At 61.4% G+C, this 15323-nt stretch carries 13 protein-coding genes; 9 read left to right on the plus strand and 4 right to left on the minus strand.

Going from position 1 to position 15323, the window contains the following annotated elements; all coding sequences use genetic code 11:
- Positions 1 to 50 precede the first annotated feature (50 nt).
- The 4 genes from QCE79_RS16615 (at position 51) to QCE79_RS16630 (ending at position 5121) form a co-directional block, all read left to right on the plus strand.
- Positions 51 to 1637 (plus strand): sugar ABC transporter ATP-binding protein, encoded by a 1587-nt coding sequence (locus QCE79_RS16615; RefSeq protein ID WP_309846085.1) that lies wholly within the window; start codon positions 51 to 53, stop codon positions 1635 to 1637.
- The gene (locus QCE79_RS16620) at positions 1634 to 2632 is read left to right on the plus strand and encodes an ABC transporter permease (RefSeq protein ID WP_309846087.1); all 999 of its coding nucleotides are present in this window, start codon (positions 1634 to 1636) and stop codon (positions 2630 to 2632) included. Before QCE79_RS16615 ends, QCE79_RS16620 begins: the two co-directional genes overlap by 4 nt.
- A 98-nt stretch (positions 2633 to 2730) precedes the next feature.
- Positions 2731 to 3873 carry a substrate-binding domain-containing protein gene (locus QCE79_RS16625; protein ID WP_244831718.1) on the plus strand — a complete coding sequence of 381 codons (1143 nt, stop codon included), beginning with the start codon at positions 2731 to 2733 and terminating at the stop codon, positions 3871 to 3873.
- Between the two features lie 177 nt (positions 3874 to 4050).
- Positions 4051 to 5121 (plus strand): SDR family oxidoreductase, encoded by a 1071-nt coding sequence (locus tag QCE79_RS16630; protein WP_244831719.1) that lies wholly within the window; start codon positions 4051 to 4053, stop codon positions 5119 to 5121.
- Positions 5122 to 5263: 142 nt separating this feature from the next.
- On the opposite strand, the gene QCE79_RS16635 is transcribed toward QCE79_RS16630, so the two are convergent.
- Both QCE79_RS16635 and QCE79_RS16640 read right to left on the minus strand, forming a co-directional pair.
- Positions 5264 to 6616, minus strand: coding sequence for an MFS transporter (locus tag QCE79_RS16635; protein ID WP_309846091.1), 1353 nt, complete (start codon positions 6614 to 6616; stop codon positions 5264 to 5266).
- 57 nt (positions 6617 to 6673) lie between these two features.
- Entirely contained in the window at positions 6674 to 7612 is a 939-nt protein-coding gene (locus QCE79_RS16640; protein ID WP_309846093.1) for a 3-keto-5-aminohexanoate cleavage protein, read from the minus strand.
- A 157-nt stretch (positions 7613 to 7769) separates the two neighbouring features.
- Between QCE79_RS16640 and QCE79_RS16645 the strand changes: the two genes are divergently transcribed.
- The 5 genes from QCE79_RS16645 (at position 7770) to hfq (ending at position 12686) form a co-directional block, all read left to right on the plus strand.
- On the plus strand, positions 7770 to 8795 hold the full coding sequence (locus QCE79_RS16645) for an AraC family transcriptional regulator ligand-binding domain-containing protein (protein ID WP_244831722.1): 1026 nt from the start codon (positions 7770 to 7772) through the stop codon (positions 8793 to 8795).
- Positions 8796 to 8971: 176 nt separating this feature from the next.
- Positions 8972 to 10132 (plus strand): LuxR family transcriptional regulator, encoded by a 1161-nt coding sequence (locus QCE79_RS16650; protein ID WP_309846096.1) that lies wholly within the window; start codon positions 8972 to 8974, stop codon positions 10130 to 10132.
- A gap of 107 nt (positions 10133 to 10239) precedes the next feature.
- Positions 10240 to 10425 carry a hypothetical protein gene (locus QCE79_RS16655; protein ID WP_309846099.1) on the plus strand — a complete coding sequence of 62 codons (186 nt, stop codon included), beginning with the start codon at positions 10240 to 10242 and terminating at the stop codon, positions 10423 to 10425.
- A complete protein-coding gene (locus tag QCE79_RS16660; RefSeq protein WP_309846102.1) occupies positions 10422 to 12200 on the plus strand; it encodes a hypothetical protein in 1779 nt (592 codons plus the stop codon). Before QCE79_RS16655 ends, QCE79_RS16660 begins: the two co-directional genes overlap by 4 nt.
- Positions 12201 to 12413: 213 nt before the next feature.
- Positions 12414 to 12686 (plus strand): RNA chaperone Hfq, encoded by a 273-nt coding sequence (hfq, locus tag QCE79_RS16665; RefSeq protein ID WP_250469659.1) that lies wholly within the window; start codon positions 12414 to 12416, stop codon positions 12684 to 12686.
- A gap of 12 nt (positions 12687 to 12698) precedes the next feature.
- Here hfq and QCE79_RS16670 read toward each other — a convergent pair whose 3' ends face one another.
- A complete protein-coding gene (locus QCE79_RS16670; RefSeq protein ID WP_309846104.1) occupies positions 12699 to 13712 on the minus strand; it encodes a hypothetical protein in 1014 nt (337 codons plus the stop codon).
- Positions 13713 to 13835: 123 nt separating this feature from the next.
- A complete protein-coding gene (locus QCE79_RS16675; protein WP_309846106.1) occupies positions 13836 to 15251 on the minus strand; it encodes an amidase in 1416 nt (471 codons plus the stop codon).
- Positions 15252 to 15323 lie beyond the last annotated feature (72 nt).

The raw sequence follows: 15323 nt of genomic DNA on the forward strand, positions 1-15323 counted from the left end.
CCGACCGCGAAAACATAAGAATTCGTCTATTCGACGAAGGAGACATCAGGATGAGTCAGCCGGTCGCGGCCGCTTCATCGCCGCCAGTTCCGTTGATCCGTGTAACCGGCGTCACCAAAAGGTTCGGTGGCGTGCAGGCGCTGCGCGGCGTCGATCTCGAAGTTCTGCCGGGCGAGGTGCACGCGCTGCTCGGCGAAAACGGCGCGGGCAAGTCCACGCTCATCAAGATATTGAGCGGCGTCCACGCCTACGACGAAGGATCGATCGAAATCGCGGGCAACCGGGTCGCATTCGAATCGCCCGCAAAGTCGCGCGAGGCAGGCGTTGCCGTCGTGTATCAGGACTTGAGTCTGGTCGAATCGTTGTCCGTCGGCGCCAACCTCATGCTTGGGCGCGAACCGCGCACGCGCCTCGGCTTCGTCCGGCAACGCGAACTCATGGCCCAGGTCAGCACCTTTTTGCGCGAACACAATATTCCGCTCGATCCGCGCGTGCCCGTGGATTCCTTGCCGTTCGCCTATCGCCAGATGACGGAGATTTGCAAGGCGCTGATGGGCGATGTGCGCGTGCTGATTCTCGACGAACCCACGTCCGCGTTGACAGGCGGCGAAGAACGGATTCTCTTCGACGCTATTCGCACCGTGACGGCGCGCGGCGTCGGCGTGATCTACGTGACGCATCGGCTGAACGAGGTCTTTCGCATCTCGCAGCGCGTGACCGTGTTCCGCGATGGTGCAAACGCCGGAAGTTTCGCCACCGCCGAAACCGACATGAAGCAGCTCGTCGCGGCTATCGTCGGCCCGCGTCATGCGGCCATGCAGGCGCGACAGGAAACCTCGGCTGGTGCGGCGGCGCAAACCAAAGTCGCGATGGCCGATCGCGCTGCCGATGCGCCCGTGCTGAAGCTGTCGAAGGTAAGCAACGCGCATCTTTGCGCCGTCGACTTGTCCGTGAGCAAGGGCGAAGTGCATGGCATTGCCGGACTGATCGGCAGCGGCCGCACGGAGATTCTGCAAACCATCTTCGGTCTGCTGCCCGTGGAGTCGGGCAGCCTCGATCTCGACGGCGAACCGCTCGGCGCGCGCAATCCCTCCGATGCAATCCGGCGCGGCGTCGCGCTCGTGCCTGAAGACCGTCATCTGCAAGGGCTCGTGCTCGATCATTCGATCGAACGCAATCTGACCTTGCCGCGCCTGCCGCGGTTTTCGAGCGGCGGATGGCTGCGCGCGAAAGCCGCCGCGCAACAAGCACGCGTCGCGATGAAGCAGCTTTCCGTGAAAGCGCCCGATGCATCGACACACGTGAAGTTTCTCTCGGGCGGCAACCAGCAGAAGGTCGTATTCGCGAAGTGGAATCATCCGCGCCCGAAGTTGTTGTTGCTCGATGAACCCACGGTCGGCGTCGATGTCGGCGCGCGCGAGGAAATCTACGGCGTGGTACAGGACGCGGCGCGCGCAGGCACGGGCGTCGTGGTGGTGTCGTCGGATCTGGACGAACTGCTGCGGCTCTGCGACCGTATTTCCATCGTCGCCAATGGCGCGATTACACGTACTGTCGAGCGCGCCGAGATTCGTCACGCGGAAGAACTGCACCATCTCATACAACTGGCCCGCCCTACCGAAGAGCTTGCAACATGAACGAGTCTGTTTCGCCGATGCCCGCCGAACAACAAAGCGCTCAGCGTCATTCGCGCGCACGGCGCATTGCGCAGCTTCTGCTGCAGGGCGACCGCCCCTACATGCTGTACTTTGCGTTCGCGATTCTGCTGGTGGTGTTCAGCTTCGCGTCGCCGTGGTTTCTCTCCATCGACAACTTCCTCAACATCGGCCGCCAGACGGCGCTCGTGTCGATCATCGCTATCGGCATGACATCCGTGATCATCGCGCGGCAGATCGACTTGTCGGTGGGATCGTCGCTCGCGCTGTCCGGCATGGCCGCCGCGCTCGCGATGTCGCATATCGGCGATAGCTGGGTCATCGGCGCGATCGCGGGCATTGGCACGGGCGCGATCGTCGGCGCGATCAACGGTCTCGTCACGACGCGTTTGAACATTCCCTCGTTTCTCGTGACGCTCGGCAGCTTGAGCGCGGCGCGCGGACTTGCATTGATGGTCACGACGACGCGGCCCGAGATCATCACGAACGATCATTTCATTGCGATCTTCGGCGAAGGCGACATTGCTGGCGTGCCGGTGCCGATCATCTGGACCTTGCTTGCCGTGATCGGCGGCATTCTGCTTCTGCATTACAGCGTGTTCGGCCGGCAAATCTATGCAGCCGGCGGCAATCCCACGGCCGCGCTGTACTCGGGCATCAACATTCGCCGCGTGACGACGCTCGCATTCGTGCTGACGGGCGCGCTTGCCGGCCTCGCCGCGCTCGTCTTGTCCGCGCGTTCGCATGCGGCGCGCCCGGACGTCGTGCAGGGCATGGAACTCGACGTGATTGCCTCCGTCACGCTCGGCGGATGCAGTCTTTTCGGCGGACGCGGCTTCATTCTAGGCACGCTGCTTGGCAGTCTCATCATCGGCACGCTGAATAACGGGCTCGTGCTGCTCGGCGTGAGTTCGTCGCTGCAACTCGTCATCAAGGGCGTGATCATCGTCGCGGCAGTCGCGTTCACGCGCAAGTAGTTTTGGTTTCCCGCGCAGATCGACATTGCGTGAGAGACCACGAAAGGCAAGTCAAAAAAGCAGGAGACGAAGTACAACGCGACCAATGGAGGCAAGACATGAACTATCGTCGTGGATCAGGTGTAAAGCTGGCGAGTGTCGCGGCGGCGACTGCCATGGCTCTGTGCTGTGCGCAGGCGTTCGCGCAATCGTGCGAAAAGCTGAATGTGGCGTCGATCGGGCCAACGGGCATCGTCGGCCAGGGACCGAATGGCGAGAAGGCGGCAGCCGTCGATGCCGTCAAGCTGACCGATGCCGAAGCCGCCAAGGTCAAGGCCGGCAAGTTCAAGGTAGGCATTTCGATGCAGACGATGAACCTCGACTGGTCGCAACTTCAAGTGCAAGGCATTACGGATACGCTCAAGAAGTACGGCGTGGAAGTGATCGGCACGGCGTCGGCCGAGTATCAGGTCGACAAGCAGATCGCCGATATCGAGAACACGATCCAGCGCCATCCGGACGGCATCATCTCCATTCCCGTGGATGGCACGGCAACAGCCGCGACCTACAAGAAGGTCTCGCAGGCGGGCATCAAGCTCGTGTTCATGGACAACGTGCCAACCGGCCTCAAGCATCCCGAGCAATACGCGGCCATGGTCTCGGCCGATAGCGAAGGCAACGGCCAGATAGCGGCGAAGGTGCTTGCGTCGTGCGTGCCGAAAGGCGGCACGGTCGGTCTCGTGAACTTCGGCGTCGATTACTTCAGCACGACGGAGCGGACCAAAGCCGTCAACGACTGGCTGAAGAAGAATCGCGCGGACATCAAGATCAAGCAGGTCGCGTTCACCGATCCGTCAAAAGTCGGGCAGATTGCGGGCGACTTTCTCACGGCGAATCCGGACGTCAAGGGCGTGTTCGCCGTGTGGGATCAGCCCGCGCTGGACACGCTTACGTCGATGCGCGCGCAGGGCATCAACACGCCTGTGACGACGGTGGACCTGGGGCTCGAATCGGCAATCGAGATCGCCAAGGGCGGTCCGCTCAAGGCGACGGGCTCGCAACGTCCGTACGATCAGGGCGCAGCCGAAGCCATGGCGATGATGAAGGCGCTGATCGGCCAGACACCGCCCGCGTGGATTGGCGTGCAGTCGCTGCCGGTCGTGCAGTCGAATGTGCTCGAGTCTTACAAGACTGTGTTCAAGAAAGACCCGCCGCCGCAATTGGCCGATGCCTGCAAGAAGGCGGCGCCCGCTTGCGGTTGATCTTCTGACCGACAGCCAGCGCGGTACTGCGAGAGCGAAGCCTTTGCGGGCTTCGCTCTTTTTGCGTGAGGCTCGTCCGATGAAGCACCGCCGTATGCAAAGTACGCGTTTGCACGATCCCGCCTACAATCGAGCGACACCAAGATTCGCATCGATCCTCATCACAGGCACATCTCCATGCAAAAACGAGCACTTATCATCGGCGCGACGGGTATTGTCGGCGGCAATCTCGCGGAACATCTTCTAACGCTCGACGACTGGCACGTAACCGGTCTTTCGCGCGGCCGCTCGGCCCTACGCGAAGGCGTCGAATCCGTGACCGCCGACCTGACTTCAGCGGAGTCGGTCAGCGAAGCACTCAACGGGCAGCACTTCAGCCACGTGTTTTTCACGGCATGGGCGCGGCAAGCCACCGAGAAAGAAAACATCCGTGTGAATGGCGCCATGGTGCGACATGTACTCGATGCGCTTGGACCCACCGGCAAGCTCGAACATGCCGCGCTCGTGACCGGCCTCAAGCACTATCTCGGCCCGTTCGAAGCATATGGTAAAGGCAAGGTGCCGCTCACGCCGTTTCGCGAGGAACAAGGGCGGCAGGACGTCGACAACTTCTATTACGAGCAGGAAGATAAGGTCTTTGAAGCCGCGAAGAAATATGGCTTCGGCTGGAGCGTGCATCGGCCGCATACGATCATCGGCTTTGCGCTCGGCAACGCCATGAACATGGGCGTCACGCTTGCCGTGTACGCGACGCTTTGCAAGGAAACCGGCGCACCGTTCGTGTTCCCCGGTTCACCCGCGCAATGGAACAGTCTCACGGACATGACCGATGCACGCCTTCTGGCGCGTCATCTCGAATGGGCATCGACTTCGCCCAATGCGCGTAACGAAGACTTCAACGTGGTCAATGGCGATGTCTTCCGCTGGAACTGGATGTGGTCGCAGCTCGCGGAATACTTCGGCATCGAGGCCGCGCCGTTCGATGGCGAAACGCGTCCGCTCGAATCGCGCATGCAGGACGCGCCGCGTTTGTGGGCCGATATCGCGGCGCGCTTCGGTCTTATCGAAGCGAACGTGGAGAAGCTGGCTTCGTGGTGGCATACCGACGCCGACCTTGGCCGGCCAATGGAAGTGCTCACCGATATGACCAAGAGCCGCAAAGCCGGATTTCTCGACTATCAAAGCACGCCTGATTCATTCTTTGAGTTGTTCGAGAAGCTGAAGGCGGCGAAGGTTATTCCTGGCTAAGGTTCGTACATGGGGCAGGCCATCGAGACTGATGGCCTGCCCTGTGATGTTGCCGCCGCTGGCGACGCCAGCGCTTCCCGCAAACGCGGCAATCGTGCATTCCATGCGTTCGCGAAGAATCACGCCGCAACTGCTCGACCGCTTACGAATGCGCGCTCGCCGCACCGCCTTCGGTCACACGCGATGCACTCACATCTTCGCGTCGAATCGCTCTTGCGAACACCGGAATGAGCGCCAGTCCAAGCACGGACGCCCCGAGAATCACCATGAAACCCGAATCGCTGCGGCCCGTGATGGTCTCGGTCATACCGAACAAATACGGCCCGACGAAACCGCCGATCAACCCGACGGTGTTGATGAAAGCAAGCCCCGCCGCCGCCTGAATGCCTTGCAGTCGCTTCATTGCGATAGCCCAGTACGAAGGCAACACGCCGCCCGCGAAGAACGCCGTGACCGCGAGCAACACCATGCGCGCCGCGGGAACAGATGTCGCGACGAACACGCATCCGGCCGCGACGAGTCCCGCCGTCAGAATGCCGAGATACACGCAGTCGTTGCCGTAGCGCCGATGAATGCGCGGCAAGATCAACACGCCCAGCAGAAAGCCGATACCCACGCTGCTCGACAACAAGCCGACGATAAACGGCGTCTTCACATGCATCTGCTGAATCATTGCAGGCGTGAAGAAGTAAAGCCCGACGAACGCCACCTGATTCAAGAAATAGATGAGGCCGATGAGCACGGTCGTCGGCCGCTTGATCGCGGCGAGCCAGTCTTCCGAAGTGAGTTCGGAATGACCGTGCGTATCGATGACGGCGCGTGCTTCCAGCACTTGCGCTTCATCGGTCGAAAGCCAGCGGGCATCGCGCGGACGCTCCGGCAGCTTGAAGTAGAGCAGCACGCCCGCCAGCACGCTCGGGATGCCTTCGATCATGAACATCCATTGCCAGCCGTGCAGACCGCCCATGCCGCCCAGTTGCATCAACGCGCCGCCGAGCGGATTGCCAAGAACGAGTGCAAGCGCGGGCGCCGTGTAAATCCAGCCGACCGCGATAGGCCGGTCGGCGGGCGCGAACCACAACGTCACCATGTACATGAGCGCCGGAAAGAGCCCGGCCTCGGCGATGCCCAAGAGCACGCGCAGCGCATAGAACGACCATTCGCCTTGCACGAACATCATCGCGGTGGAAAGAATGCCCCAGCTCACCGCGATACGCGCGATCCATCGCCGTGGACCCACGCGATGCGCCGCGAGATTGCTCGGCACTTCCAGCAACGCATAGCCGATGAAGAAGATGCCGGAGCCGAGCCCATATGCCGCCGCGCTGATGCCGACATCGGCGGCAAGCTGCGCCTTTGCAAGCGCGACATTCGTGCGATCGAGAAAGGACATGAAGTAGATCGCGCACATGAGCGGGATCAGCTTCAGCATCGCCTTCTTCGTCGCCACGCGATGCAACGCATCGATACTGTCTTTGACCATGCCATGGTTCATGTCGTCTCCTGATAAGTCCGCTGCTGTTCTTTTATGTGGCAGCGTTGAGCATGGGATTCAGAGCGTGACTTCGTCACGTCCCTTGAGACCGAGCATTTGCCGTGCATCGGCAGGTGTCGCGATCTCGAACGAAAGCTCTTCCAGAATGCGGCGAATCTTTCTGACCTGCTGCGCGTTCGATTCGGCCTTCACGCCCTTTGCGATATACACGCTGTCCTCCAGACCCACGCGCACATTGCCGCCAAGAATGGCGCTCATGGTGACGAGCGGCATCTGATGACGTCCGGCGCCGAGCACCGAGAAGTGATAGTTGTCGCGTCCGAAGAGACGATCCGCGGTTGTGCGCATGACCGTCATATTCTCCGGGTCCGCGCCCATGCCGCCGAGAATGCCGAACACGGATTGAATGAAGAACGGCGGCTTGACGAGCCCCTGATCGACGAAATGCGCGAGATTGTAGAGATGCCCAAGGTCGTAGCATTCGAACTCGAAGCGCGTGCCCTTGTCGCCGAGTTGCTGGAGGATTCGCTTGATATCCCTGAAGGTATTGCGAAAGATCATGTCCTCCATGCCTTCGACGTAGTCCTTCTCCCAGTCGTAACGCCACGTCGACATCTTCGCGGCGAGTGGATGAATCGAGAAGTTCATCGAACCCATGTTGAGCGAGCACATCTCCGGCGCGGCATGCAGCGGATAAGCAAGCCGTTCTTCGAGCGTCATGCGCGTGCTGCCGCCTGTCGTGATGTTGATGACAGCGTCGGTCGCCTCCGCGATGGCGGGAACGAACTGCCTGAAGATATCGAGGCTTGGCGTGGGCCTTCCGTCTACGGGATCGCGCGCATGCAGATGAATGATCGCGGCACCCGCCTCGGCTGCTTCGATTGCCTGATCGCGAATGTCCGCGGGCGTGAGCGGAAGATATTCCGACATCGACGGAACGTGGGTCGCGCCCGTGACGGCGCACGAAATGATGACCTTGCGGGCCGGATTGCTCATCTGACTATCCTTGTCTCCATTGAGTTTTCATCGGGTCTCGATGCCGCCCGTATCGACGGACGAACTCTTGTGACACTTATAGTAGTGAGATAGCATCTCGTCGAAAAGGTCATTTTCGGACACACGGAAGTCCCGTGAGGACATTGCGAGGAGAGCCATGGCGACGACCCGCCCGCCGCTCAACGAGCGCATCTACGCGCCCTACAAGATCGCCGCGCTGGTCGAGGTGCTGGCGGAGCAAGGCATTGCTGTGGCGGACAGTCTGCGCGGCGTGGGCGTGAGCGCGGAGGAGTTGCAAGACGCTTCCGTGCTGACCTCCATCGGGCAATACGCTACCGTTTGCCGGAATGCAGTGGCGCTATCGTGCGAACCGGCCACGCCGTTCAAGGTCGGCGGCAAGCTGCATCTGTCGGCTTACGGCATGTATGGATACGCGCTGATGTCGTGTCTCTCGTTGCGCGACTACTTCAAGCTGGGCGTGCGGTATCACCGGCTCGCGACACCGACAGTCGCTATCGAATGGACCGAATATCCCGACAGAATGGTCTGGACTTTCCCCGATGCATTTATCTCGAGCCCTTCGCGTGAACTGCGCGAGTTCATCATCGAACAGCAATACACGCAGCATGTGACGCATCTTCAGGATGTTGCGGGCAGCGTCTGTCCGCCGGTCAAGGCGTGCTTTTCGTATCCTGCACCCGCGCACGCGGATATCTATCCGAAATATCTCGGCTGCCCGTGCTATTTCGATCAGCCGCAATGCGAGCTCGTCTACGACAGCGCCATTCTCGACCGCAAGCCGCAACTCGCGCACAAGCTCACGGCAGCGCTGCTTCAGGAGACGTGCGACCGGTTGATCGGTCAAGCGAAGACATCGAGCGGTGTATCGGGTGAGGTGTATCAGGTCCTGATGAGCACACCCGGCGTTTTTCCGGGCATGGAAGCGGTCGCCGAATCGATGCATCTCACCACGCGCACGTTGCGGCGTCGTCTGGATGAGGAAGGGACGTCGTTCGTGGCTATCGTGGACGATGTAAAACGTTCGCTCGCGCTCGAATATCTGAAGACGACGAAGATGAGCACCGACGATGTCGCGATGCTTCTCGGCTTCAGCGATGCGGCGAACTTCCGCCGCGCGCTCAAGCGGTGGACGGGCAAAGGGCCTGGCGAGCTGCGACGATAAATACATTGCGGACACGTTCGCACTCTGCCGGTGCACTACTCACTCCAAGCTTTCCCTTTTAGTTCGGTTACCTAAGGTGTAATCTGCAATTCCATTCGAGGCCTTGCAACCCGAAGGCCTTCGTTTTCGGACCACGCTTCGGTCCTGAACTCGTGCGCAACCGCGAGGCAAAGAACTTGGACGCAGACAATAAACCGGTCGGACATCAAGACCGGCTCGGTCCGGTAATCAGCCTTCTCTACGATGCCGCGCTCGACGACGCTCAATGGGCCGGCGTGGCTTCGGCCATTGCACGAGCGTTCGACGCCACGAGCGGCGTGCTCAAGACATGCGGCGGTCCTCGCGGTCCAAAGCTCGCAAGCGTGACCGACAATCTGCGTGTCGCGCCGAACGAACAGGCCTGGGCGGATTACTGGCATCGGAACGATCTATGGGTCGAACACTCCGCGCGGCTTCATCCGGGCGAAGTATTCACGAGCCAAAGCCTCATGCCCGATACGCAATTCGAGCGCACTGGCTTCTATCAGGACTGGACGCGGCGGCTCGATATTTATCATATGGTTGGGGTGCTGTTTCCCGTTGGCAATGGTGAGACAGGTGTGCTTGGCGTGCATCGGCCGCTTTCCGCAGGGCGTTTCGTAGAGAACGATCGTCAGGAACTGGGCGTGTTGTTTCCGCATGTGCGCCGCGCGCTCGGCTTGCGCGAACGGTTGCGCGACACCGCGCTCGCACAACGCGCGGCAGTGGATGCGCTCGATTGCATCGAGACCAGCGTGCTCGTGGTCGATGCATCGTGCATGGTCTTGTATGCGAACCGCGCTGCCGAGAATCTACTGGCTTCGTCATCCGAGATTCGCACGCATGCACGGCGCGTGTGCATGAACAATCCCGCATTGAACAGCCGGCTTGCAAAGCTGATACGCGACGCCGTGCAAACCTCGAACGGCGCGGCTCACGCGGCTGGCGCGGCGCTCGCCGTGCCACGGCAAGGCAGATTGCCGCTCACCTTGCTCGTGGCGCCGTGGCGTGCCAATTGGGCGTCGGCGGATGTGTCACGCCCAGCGGCAAGCATTTTCATTCGCGATCCTGAGGTTTCCGGGGATTCCGCCACGCGCACGCTTCGGGACCTGTTCGGACTGACGCGCGCGGAAGCGGCAATAGCGGTCGCTATCGGCGAAGGACAATCGCTCGATCAGATTGCCGCCACGCTCGGCGTCGGGCTCGGCACCGTGCGCTCGCATCTGAAGAAAGTGCTTTCCAAGACCGGCACCAGCAGACAAGGCGCGCTTGCCGCACTGGTGGCCCGTAGCGTCGCGAGCATTTCGCCTCATCCGTAAGCCCTCACGCATCTCCTATTTGGGAGACGACTGCCCGCCCCGTCCGCCGTAGATTCATAGCGTCTCGCGTTCCGACCGCGTCATTCACGACCGAGCGCGAGCACGACATGGCCGCCCTGTTCTGGGTGAGCCGCCCTGCGTTTTCATGCTGGCGCGACGAATCGTATCGCGAGGAGACCATGCATTACGAGCGGCCCGCGTCGGTTGATCGTCGCGTGGTCTTCGTGCTGTACATCCTTCATAAGATGCGGATACCAGGGCAATTCATCAGTCATTTGGGAGAGCGAACATGATTACCGCCCGGAATATGGCGCGCGCTGGCGTCGTAGCAAGTTCGTTGTCGTTGCGCCGCACCGGCGTCGTGCTCGCCGGCTTCTGTTGTGCGACGCTCGCGCCCGACGCCTTTGCCGACGGCCTCAATTTCGGCCAGATCATGAACAGTCTGCGTGGCGGCGGAGCGAACCTTCATGTGCAACCGCTCGTCAACGCAGCGAAGGGACAATACGAGAAATACGAAGCAAAGGCGCAGTGCGACGACGTAAAAACGTGGCTCACATCCGGACCGCTTCCCGCTGGCGGCGGTGGCATGAGTGCGGCGCAATCGCCGCAATCGGACCCGGCCGTGACAGCGCTGATTCAGGATGCGCGCTTTGCTCCCGTGTTCGGCAAGACCTACGATCAGATAGACCCGAAGATGCTGACGGAGTACACCAGCAAGATCTTGCCGCACTGTTTCAGCACGACCGGACCGCTCGCATCGATTCCACCCGATCAGAAGGCCGCCGCCACTCGCGCGATGACTTCTTTCCGCTATAACAGCAATCTGCGCCTGCTCGCGCAGTCGCGCGCCGCGACTGGCGGACTCACGGAACTCGCGACGGAAGCGGAGTCGCTCAAAGCCGATGAAACGGGCCACGCGCGTTTGATCGAGATCGAAGCATCGGCGCAAAAGATTCTGCCGCAAGCACCCCGCGCCGAGCGCGATGAGTTCGCGAAACGCATGACGGTTGTCGAACAACGCGTGGCGATACCTGTCGAGGACGCGCAGACGGCGCAGGCCATCGACAACGCGCGCGGTTATCCCGGCATGGTGGAACTGGCGAAGTTGTATCGCATGCAAAACCGGCCAGCGTTCTCCACGGCACTCACGACATCGCGCAACGCCGAGATGGCGAAGATCGGCGTCGCGCTCAATCAGTTGGGCACGGCGCAGGAAGCCGTCGAGCGGCAGAGCATCGATGCGCTCGGCACTGGCTTGGCCGGCCTGCAGCAGGGTCGTACGTGGAGCGCGGACTTCCGCCGGCGCTACGACGGCATGGAGCGTGTGCCGAGCGTTCAGGAAACCTACCAATATTTTCTGAGCCGACGCGCCCAGGCGCTCGAAAGCTCGCGAGGAGAAATCGAGCAGCAGATCAGGCACGCTCGTTCGGGCGAGGAGATCGCGCAGATCAAGTCGCGTTATCTGATGGATAGCGATGCCAACGCGCCGGCCGGCGTGGCGATTGCCACAGCGATGGTCGCGCAGCAAGAAGACTTGCGCAAACGCAGCGCGCTCGGCGATGCTTACGAGGCATCGTCCGGCAACGACTCGGCGCGTCCGGTCGCTGTCGCCGATGCACAGCCGCGCGCCACATCGAAGTCATCCGAGCGGGCATCGCATTCGGGCGGCGAACCCACGGCGGCGGAAATGTACGATGCGGTCAACAATCGGGCGCAGGCCATCGCGCAAGGTATCTCGTCGCAAAACGAGCGTTGCCAGCAGGCCGACCGTTCAAGGCTCACGAGCGGCGATGCCATGCTCTGCCTGACCACCATGTTCATGGGCAGCAAGTCGGTGCGCGGTAACGAACCCATGCGGATCGACTCGTTTCAGAAGCTCGGTTGCGCGCCGGCATCGGGCAAGCCGGGTTATGTCTGCGACTATTCGATGAACATATCGGGCGGACCCGCCGATGCCATGCGTGGCATGTTCACGACGCTTGGCAGCGGTGGCGGCGAGACTTCCGAGGCGCGGTTTCTCAATGCGGGCGGCCACTGGATCATGCAGGTGGATGACAAGAAGGAGTAGCAGCCGAGGGCAACGTGTTCCGGCGTTCACCCGTTTTATATCAACACTTAAAACCCAGTCCACCTAAACATACTAGGAAATAATCAACACGAAACACCGTATTTTCACGGAGATTCCGAGAGAGACCGGTTTTGCCTGTGGCCCACCCCACACGTCGGGGCTTGCGCGGCGCGTATTCTGGGAGCGATGTACTCACGGAAAGGGACGGCCGCCATGACTCAAGCCGATACTGACATTCAGTCGACTTTCCTCGAGACCTTGATCGCCGAGCGAAAAACCGTATGGGTCTTTCTCGTGAGCGGGATCAAGCTGACAGGACTGATCGAATCGTTCGATAAATACGTGCTCGCGGTGCAATCGCCGAACGGCATACAGACCATCTACAAGAACGCGATATCGACCGTTTGCGAACCGCACACGCTCCCGCCCAAACGGACGGACGAACGCGCTTCGATGACGCGCGTCGAGCGCGCGCATCGAAAATAGACCGCAGTACCTTTACGCCGGTCTGACGCCGGTGCCTCGCCCGCGACGCTTCGATGCAACGGCCGGTGTCACCACGGGCGCTGGCGCCGTCTCGATCACACCGAGCGGCGACGCTGGCGCAGCCAACCCCAGCACCGTGCTCACGCGACTGACGAAAGGCACCGCGAGCTTGCCGTATCCGGCTTCGGTCGCGTGAATTTCGTTTTCCCAATCATTGCTGATGCCCGACGCTTGCGCGTCGGCGCGCGTGAGGATGCCTCGCGTATCGATCACATGAAAATTTTGCAACGTGAGGCTCATGCTGATCGAAGCAAGTTTGTCGATGAACGCGTCCGCAATGGCGTTCCAGTCGTTCGCAGGGATTTTATAGTCTGTCAGCGCAGGCAAGAGCCACGGTCCAATTCCCAAACCCGCGCCGCTTGCGCGAGGCGTCGCGTAATCATAGGTGTGCGTGAAGATCGGCGTATTCGTGTTGTGTTTGCTCTTCGAGCGCATGAAGTCCAGCGCCTTGAATTGCTGCTCCAGATGCAGCCTGAAGGTCTCCCAACCTTGCGCCGAGATGTAGCGATTATCGGCGGCGGCGAGCGGCCCGCCCCATTCGTCGCTCGTGAGAAGCAGTCTTTCGTGCGGCGCGACAGGCACACCGTTGTCGCCGATCGCCGCGACCTGCACGGCATCGATGAGGTCGTTGCCGCCGCCCGAAAGCAAAATCGCGCTCCACGGCTGTTCCTTGGGACCGGCCAGCAGCGAATAAAACAAAGGGTCTCGACGAAGGTCGACCATGTGAGTGAGCGTATCGCCGGGGTCGGCGCAATTCACGGCGACCGCCGCCTGCGCGAACTCCAGGTTTTTGAGCAGATTCGACGAACTCCAATGCTCGACCGTATTGGTCGTGAACCACGAGTCCCCTTGCGCCAGGAACTGCCAGTTGAACGTGCCCACGTCCGGCTCGCCGTGCGCGTTCATCTGCTGCGACTGAATCACTGTCAGTTTGTCCGGCATCGTCTCCCCCGCCCTTTTCGTCATGCAAGCTCAAGGCAGCCGGGACGAACCCGGCGCTCTGAAAGCTTAGGCGATAGGCGACGAACCCTCGCGATTTGCATTCGTCTGCGTACGCAAGCGCACACATTCGCCGATGCTGCGCACCGCTCAGATAGCAGGCCGCCGCTCGCCGAGGCCGCCCTTGCGCTCGATGAGCGCGCCGAGCCGCAAGATCGTGGCTTCATCGAGCCACTTCGCGACCAACTGAACGCCGATCGGCAAGTTCTCCGAGCTGAAGCCGAAGGGCACCGAAAGCGCCGGCAAGCCGGTCAGATTAAACGGTGACGTTGCGCTCATCACATGCGTCCACGGCACCGTCACGCCATTGACCACGAGTTCCTGCGCGCCGTGCGGCGTTGCGGTCATCGGATTCACGGGGCAAAGCAGCACATCGTATTGCTCGAAGAATCCGGCGAACGCAGACCTGAGCGCTTCCGCTTTCGCTTCGGCGCCGATGAAGTCGGCGAACGCAGGGTCCGGCGTCTCGACGATGCCCTTGCCTATCGCGTGCAAGTCGTTCTCGCGGCCTTTCACTATGGCCTTGACGGACGGCACGAGTTCGCCGAAGACAAGCGTCATCAGCGCACTGAGCGGCTCGCCGAGAAACGGCAGGCGTACCTCTTCGACATCGCAGCCGAGATCGGCAAGACGCGCGGCGGCAGCCTTGACCGCGGCGGTGATCTCGGGATCGACCGGGCCGAACGCGGCTTCCGATACCCATCCTACCCGCACGGGTTGACCTGCAATCCCGGCACGGTCCGCGTCGGCGTTGCGGGCATGCACGGCGTAACCATCGAAGCCATCGGGGCCTTTCAGAATCGAGTAACCGAGCGCGACATCGCCGACCGTGCGAGCCATCGGCCCGACATGCCACCAGCGCGCAATCACGCCCGGATAGTGGCCCGTATAAGGCACGCGGCCATGCGTGGCCTTGAGTGCGGCGATGCCAGTGAACGCCGCCGGCCCGCGCACCGAAATGGCGACATCGCTGCCGATACCGATTGGCGACATGCCAGCCGCGATCGCCGCCGACTCGCCGCCCGACGAACCACCCGCCGTGCGTTCGAGATTCCACGGATTATTGGTTCGGCCGGTAACGAGGTTATCGGTCTCGGTCCACGCCGAGAACTCGGGCAAGTTGGTTTTCATGAGCGGGATGCCGCCTGCGGCCTTGAAGCGCGCGACCGACGTAGCGTCCTGCGCGGGTACGTTGCCGGCAAAGAGCCGCGAGCCGCGCTGCGTGAGCACGCCGGCGGTATCGAGTGCATCCTTGATGGAGAAAGGCACGCCATGCAGCGGCCCGAGCGTGGCGCCGCTCATCACGGCTCGTTGCGCCTGCCTGGCGGCTTCGAGGGCCTGTTCGCCCATTAGCGTCACCACGGCATTCACTTTGGGATTCACGGCCTCGATGCGATGCAAATGAGCCTCGATCACTTCGACACTCGACAATTCGCGAGTGCGAATGAGACGCGCGAGTTCGGTTGCGCTTGCGTAGTGAATGCGGGTTCGATCGTTGGAATTCATCTGATACTCCTTTGATGGTTTTTCGGTGCGTGCGCTTGAGCGTTGCGACGACGATGCAGCGAACGAAGCCAG

The sequence above is a fragment of the Caballeronia sp. LZ003 genome (assembly GCF_031451465.1).
Classification (GTDB): domain Bacteria; phylum Pseudomonadota; class Gammaproteobacteria; order Burkholderiales; family Burkholderiaceae; genus Caballeronia.

Excerpts from the sequence above, each read along its gene's own strand:
- QCE79_RS16615 (WP_309846085.1), top strand. The coding sequence starts at position 51 with ATGAGTCAGCCGGTCGCGGCCGCTTCATCGCCGCCAGTTCCGTTGATC.
- QCE79_RS16620 (WP_309846087.1), top strand. The coding sequence starts at position 1,634 with ATGAACGAGTCTGTTTCGCCGATGCCCGCCGAACAACAAAGCGCTCAG.
- QCE79_RS16625 (WP_244831718.1), top strand. The coding sequence starts at position 2,731 with ATGAACTATCGTCGTGGATCAGGTGTAAAGCTGGCGAGTGTCGCGGCG.
- QCE79_RS16630 (WP_244831719.1), top strand. The coding sequence starts at position 4,051 with ATGCAAAAACGAGCACTTATCATCGGCGCGACGGGTATTGTCGGCGGC.
- QCE79_RS16635 (WP_309846091.1), bottom strand. The coding sequence starts at position 6,616 with ATGAACCATGGCATGGTCAAAGACAGTATCGATGCGTTGCATCGCGTG.
- QCE79_RS16640 (WP_309846093.1), bottom strand. The coding sequence starts at position 7,612 with ATGAGCAATCCGGCCCGCAAGGTCATCATTTCGTGCGCCGTCACGGGC.
- QCE79_RS16645 (WP_244831722.1), top strand. The coding sequence starts at position 7,770 with ATGGCGACGACCCGCCCGCCGCTCAACGAGCGCATCTACGCGCCCTAC.
- QCE79_RS16655 (WP_309846099.1), top strand. The coding sequence starts at position 10,240 with ATGGCCGCCCTGTTCTGGGTGAGCCGCCCTGCGTTTTCATGCTGGCGC.
- QCE79_RS16660 (WP_309846102.1), top strand. The coding sequence starts at position 10,422 with ATGATTACCGCCCGGAATATGGCGCGCGCTGGCGTCGTAGCAAGTTCG.
- hfq (WP_250469659.1), top strand. The coding sequence starts at position 12,414 with ATGACTCAAGCCGATACTGACATTCAGTCGACTTTCCTCGAGACCTTG.
- QCE79_RS16670 (WP_309846104.1), bottom strand. The coding sequence starts at position 13,712 with ATGACGAAAAGGGCGGGGGAGACGATGCCGGACAAACTGACAGTGATT.
- QCE79_RS16675 (WP_309846106.1), bottom strand. The coding sequence starts at position 15,251 with ATGAATTCCAACGATCGAACCCGCATTCACTACGCAAGCGCAACCGAA.